General features: G+C 63.4%; 2 protein-coding genes. Both read right to left on the reverse strand.

All coding sequences use genetic code 11. The features are described from left to right. The coding region (locus ACI38Z_RS05575; RefSeq protein WP_439789205.1) for a C69 family dipeptidase at positions 1-1,475 on the reverse strand (1,475 nt) is incomplete at its 3' end. Positions 1,476-1,808: 333 nt separating this feature from the next. Next, a partial coding sequence (locus tag ACI38Z_RS05580) for an ATP-binding cassette domain-containing protein (RefSeq protein ID WP_439789206.1) occupies positions 1,809-2,698 on the reverse strand: 890 nt, incomplete at its 5' end.

Consider the following 2,698-nt stretch of genomic DNA (forward strand, 5'->3'; position numbering starts at 1 on the left):
ACGGAGTCGACGGTGGTCTGCTGGGCGATGAGCTGCTTCTGCAGGGCGTCCAGGTAGGCACGGGTGTTCTTTGCAAGCTTGGCGCGGTTGTTGTAGGCGAGGGTGTTGATGTCCATCAGCACGTAGTCGAGCGAGCCGTTGTCCGTGGAGGAATCCATAGCAGCGTCAACGGAGTCCTTGGACTCAGACGCACCGGTGTGGGTCTCGTCCCACTTGTCGATCTCGGGGTAGATGGTGGTGTCGACCTTGGTCAGCAGCGCGGAGTAGCTCGGGACGGCGACGCTGAACTCGTCGCGGGAGAGGGCCTCCCACTGGATGGTCGCGATGTCGGAGGTCATTGCGTTCCTGATCTGGAACATGTGCGTCTCGACCGTGCGGTTGTTGCCGACGGCGTACAGGCGGGAGTTGTTGTTCGCGTTGAGGTCGGTGGTCTGCTCACCGCGGGCGGCGCAGGAGCGCAGCGCCTGGAAGAGGCTCACGGTGCCGGAGGGCTTGAAGAAGAGCTCCGGGTCGCTGATGGAAGTCACGCCCTGCCAACCCTTGGTGGAGGTGAGGTCCGTGGTGTAGGTACCCGCCGCGAGGGGGTTGCCGTAGTAGGCGCGGCCCTGTGCGTAGCGCGTGAACTGTGCGGTGCCGTCCTCGGTGCCGTAGGAGGTTGCGACGTCAAAGTTGCCATCGTCGAAGTACTTAGCGGAGTCAGCCTGCGTGGCGACGTCCACCATCTTGTCGGAGTGCAGGCACACGATCGGGTCGTTGATGTTCACGTCGAACTTGAGGTTGCTCATGTTGGGGTTGACGGAAACCATGCCCTGGGCGGCCTGGCTCAGGTTGACCGCGCACCACTGGTGGCCGGAGAGCTGCATGAAGACCCAGGTCTCCGCGGAGTCCGCGATGATGATCTGGTTCATGTCGTAGCTGCCGTTCTCGTCAATAATCTGACCGAGAAGCTTGACACCGTCACGGGCGGTGGAGGCGCAACCCAGCACGATGTCGGCGATGTTGTACTCGCCGAGGCCGGAGGGGTTGTTCTCGTCCTCGCTGCCGCAGGGGTCGACCGCGGCGATCTTGTCGTTGTAGTTGGTGGTCAGGGTGGCGGAGACGCTCACGCCCTGGCTGTTGGTGCCAGCCTCGCCATACGCGTCGGTCCGGTTGTCCCAACCGGAGGGAAGGTCGCGCACGTAGGTGTGGCGATACGTCGTGCCGTTATAGGTCCAGGAGAAGCTGGACTCGTCCGACGAGAACGTCGGGTTGGTCTGCGGCTCCTGGATTCCAAACGCCTTCGGGTGGCGGCTGGCGTAGTCCTCGCAGCGGCCGACGTAGGTGTCGCCCGTGTCGGTCACGCTCTTGTCAACGTAGACCTGCGTGCACGCGAGCGCACCCGTCGGCAGCGCCATCACGATGGCGGCTGTCACGCTCAGCACCTGGCCGAAGCGCTTGAAGCTGCCGAGCGCTCCCTTTGTGTGGGTCCTTCTCATATGCCCCCCTTGTCTTGTAGCACCAGAAGACAGAAACCTGGCACCAAACCACATGTCTGCACGCATCATCACATGAACATGCAGATTCTGTAAAGATAGCCAACGCCAGCCGAAAGGAATCTGACCGCAAACGGAAACGTAAACCGTAACATGAAAATTTGTAATGGCAAGCATGAGAGAAGGACCCGCCGCTTGAGCTGCGACAGGTCCTTTCAGGTGCCTGTATGCCGGTGTTCTTCTCGCCCGCGTCCGTCTAGGAACGCTCGGCTCCATTCGAGCTGAAACTGAATACGGTGCAGGCAGTGCCGAGGGCAAGAAGCGCGTGCGGCGCGGCTAGTCGCGCGTGAGCTTGCGGTGCAGGCGGTGCGGCTTGGAGAGGTCAGGGCCGAGGCGCTTGACGCGGTCCTTCTGGTAGTCCTCGAAGTTGCCCTCGAACCAGTGCCACGCGCCGGGGTCGTCGTCCGTGCCCTCCCACGCGAGGATGTGCGTGCAGATGCGGTCCATGAACCAGCGGTCGTGGCTCGTGATCACGCAGCAGCCGGGGAACTCGAGGAGCGCCTCCTCAAGGCTCTCCAGCGTCTCAGTGTCGAGGTCGTTGGTGGGCTCGTCCAGGAGCACGAGGTTGCCGCCCTGCTTGAGGGTCAGTGCCAGGTTGAGCCTGTTGCGCTCGCCGCCGGACAGCACGCCGGCGCGCTTCTGCTGGTCGGTGCCCTTGAAGCCGAAGGCGCTCACGTACGCGCGGCTCGGGATCTCCTGCTTGCCGACGGTGATGTAGTCGTTACCGTCGCTCACGACCTCCCACACCGTCTTGTTGGGGTCGAGGCCCTCGCGGTTCTGGTCGACGTACGAGAGCTTTACGGTCTCGCCCAGCTCGAGCGTGCCGGAGGTCACGGGCTCCTGGCCCACGATCATCTTGAACAGCGTGGACTTGCCCACGCCGTTGGGGCCGATGACGCCCACGATGCCGTTGCGGGGCAGGTCGAAGCTGAGGTCGTGCATCAGCACGCGGTCGCCAAACGACTTGCAGAGCCCCTTGGCCTCCAGCACCTTGGAGCCCAGCCTGGGGCCCACGGGAATGTGGATGTCGGTGTAGTCGACCTTGGTCACGCGCTGCGCCTCGGCCTCCATCTGCTCGTAGGCGGCGAGACGGGCCTTGCTCTTTGCCTGGCGCGCCTTCTGGGAGCTGCGCACCCACTCCAGCTCGCTCTTCATCTTCTTGGCGA

Origin of the sequence: Parafannyhessea sp. (genome assembly GCF_051876455.1) — a bacterium.
GTDB lineage: Bacteria > Actinomycetota > Coriobacteriia > Coriobacteriales > Atopobiaceae > Parafannyhessea.